At 50.8% G+C, this 3,124-nt stretch carries 1 rRNA gene; it reads left to right on the forward strand.

From position 1 onward, the window contains the following. The first annotated feature begins 216 nt into the window (after nucleotides 1–216). Nucleotides 217–3,108, forward strand: a 23S ribosomal RNA gene (locus ACIOUG_RS26565). The last annotated feature ends 16 nt before the right edge of the window (nucleotides 3,109–3,124 follow it).

Genomic DNA, 3,124 nt, shown 5'->3' on the forward strand with positions numbered 1-3,124 from the left:
AGTTTAGAAATGAATATTCGTGAATGAATATTGATTTCTAGTCTTTGATTAGATCGTTCTTTAAAAATTTGGGTATGTGATAGAAAGATAGACTGGACGTTACTTTCACTGGTAACGGATCAGGCTAAGGTAAAATTTGTGAGTGACTCTTAAGAGTTTTGCGAATTTTCGGCGAATGTCGTCTTCACAGTATAACCAGATTGCTTGGGGTTATATGGTCAAGTGAAGAAGCGCATACGGTGGATGCCTTGGCAGTCAGAGGCGATGAAAGACGTGGTAGCCTGCGAAAAGCTTCGGGGAGTCGGCAAACAGACTTTGATCCGGAGATGTCTGAATGGGGGAACCCAGCCATCATAAGATGGTTATCTTGTACTGAATACATAGGTGCAAGAGGCGAACCAGGGGAACTGAAACATCTAAGTACCCTGAGGAAAAGAAATCAACCGAGATTCCCTTAGTAGTGGCGAGCGAACGGGGACTAGCCCTTAAGTGGCTTTGAGATTAGCGGAACGCTCTGGAAAGTGCGGCCATAGTGGGTGATAGCCCTGTACGCGAAAATCTCTTGGTCATGAAATCGAGTAGGACGGAGCACGAGAAACTTTGTCTGAATATGGGGGGACCATCCTCCAAGGCTAAATACTACTGACTGACCGATAGTGAACTAGTACCGTGAGGGAAAGGCGAAAAGAACCCCGGAGAGGGGAGTGAAATAGATCCTGAAACCGTATGCGTACAAGCAGTGGGAGCCCACTTTGTTGGGTGACTGCGTACCTTTTGTATAATGGGTCAGCGACTTATTTTCAGTGGCGAGCTTAACCGAATAGGGGAGGCGTAGCGAAAGCGAGTCTTAATAGGGCGTCTAGTCGCTGGGAATAGACCCGAAACCGGGCGATCTATCCATGGGCAGGTTGAAGGTTAGGTAACACTGACTGGAGGACCGAACCGACTACCGTTGAAAAGTTAGCGGATGACCTGTGGATCGGAGTGAAAGGCTAATCAAGCTCGGAGATAGCTGGTTCTCCTCGAAAGCTATTTAGGTAGCGCCTCATGTATCACTGTAGGGGGTAGAGCACTGTTTCGGCTAGGGGGTCATCCCGACTTACCAAACCGATGCAAACTCCGAATACCTACAAGTGCCGAGCATGGGAGACACACGGCGGGTGCTAACGTCCGTCGTGAAAAGGGAAACAACCCAGACCGTCAGCTAAGGTCCCAAAGTTATGGTTAAGTGGGAAACGATGTGGGAAGGCTTAGACAGCTAGGAGGTTGGCTTAGAAGCAGCCACCCTTTAAAGAAAGCGTAATAGCTCACTAGTCGAGTCGGCCTGCGCGGAAGATGTAACGGGGCTCAAACCATACACCGAAGCTACGGGTATCACGCAAGTGATGCGGTAGAGGAGCGTTCTGTAAGCCTGTGAAGGTGAGTTGAGAAGCTTGCTGGAGGTATCAGAAGTGCGAATGCTGACATGAGTAACGACAATGGGTGTGAAAAACACCCACGCCGAAAGACCAAGGTTTCCTGCGCAACGTTAATCGACGCAGGGTTAGTCGGTCCCTAAGGCGAGGCTGAAAAGCGTAGTCGATGGAAAACAGGTTAATATTCCTGTACTTCTGGTTATTGCGATGGAGGGACGGAGAAGGCTAGGCCAGCTTGGCGTTGGTTGTCCAAGTTTAAGGTGGTAGGCTGAGATCTTAGGTAAATCCGGGATCTTAAGGCCGAGAGCTGATGACGAGTTACCTTTCAGGTGACGAAGTGGTTGATGCCATGCTTCCAAGAAAAGCTTCTAAGCTTCAGATAACCAGGAACCGTACCCCAAACCGACACAGGTGGTTGGGTAGAGAATACCAAGGCGCTTGAGAGAACTCGGGTGAAGGAACTAGGCAAAATGGCACCGTAACTTCGGGAGAAGGTGCGCCGGTGAGGGTGAAGGACTTGCTCCGTAAGCTCATGCCGGTCGAAGATACCAGGCCGCTGCGACTGTTTATTAAAAACACAGCACTCTGCAAACACGAAAGTGGACGTATAGGGTGTGACGCCTGCCCGGTGCCGGAAGGTTAATTGATGGGGTTAGCTAACGCGAAGCTCTTGATCGAAGCCCCGGTAAACGGCGGCCGTAACTATAACGGTCCTAAGGTAGCGAAATTCCTTGTCGGGTAAGTTCCGACCTGCACGAATGGCGTAACGATGGCGGCGCTGTCTCCACCCGAGACTCAGTGAAATTGAAATCGCTGTGAAGATGCAGTGTATCCGCGGCTAGACGGAAAGACCCCGTGAACCTTTACTATAGCTTTGCACTGGACTTTGAATTTGCTTGTGTAGGATAGGTGGGAGGCTTTGAAGCGTGGACGCCAGTTCGCGTGGAGCCATCCTTGAAATACCACCCTGGCAACTTTGAGGTTCTAACTCAGGTCCGTTATCCGGATCGAGGACAGTGTATGGTGGGTAGTTTGACTGGGGCGGTCTCCTCCTAAAGAGTAACGGAGGAGTACGAAGGTGCGCTCAGACCGGTCGGAAATCGGTCGTAGAGTATAAAGGCAAAAGCGCGCTTGACTGCGAGACAGACACGTCGAGCAGGTACGAAAGTAGGTCTTAGTGATCCGGTGGTTCTGTATGGAAGGGCCATCGCTCAACGGATAAAAGGTACTCCGGGGATAACAGGCTGATACCGCCCAAGAGTTCATATCGACGGCGGTGTTTGGCACCTCGATGTCGGCTCATCACATCCTGGGGCTGAAGCCGGTCCCAAGGGTATGGCTGTTCGCCATTTAAAGTGGTACGCGAGCTGGGTTTAGAACGTCGTGAGACAGTTCGGTCCCTATCTGCCGTGGACGTTTGAGATTTGAGAGGGGCTGCTCCTAGTACGAGAGGACCGGAGTGGACGAACCTCTGGTGTTCCGGTTGTCACGCCAGTGGCATTGCCGGGTAGCTATGTTCGGGAAAGATAACCGCTGAAAGCATCTAAGCGGGAAACTTGCCTCAAGATGAGATCTCACTGGAACCTTGAGTTCCCTGAAGGGCCGTCGAAGACTACGACGTTGATAGGTTGGGTGTGTAAGCGCTGTGAGGCGTTGAGCTAACCAATACTAATTGCCCGTGAGGCTTGACCATATAACACCCAAGCAAT

This window comes from Pseudomonas sp. NPDC087803 (genome assembly GCF_044742995.1).
Lineage (GTDB): Bacteria > Pseudomonadota > Gammaproteobacteria > Pseudomonadales > Pseudomonadaceae > Aquipseudomonas.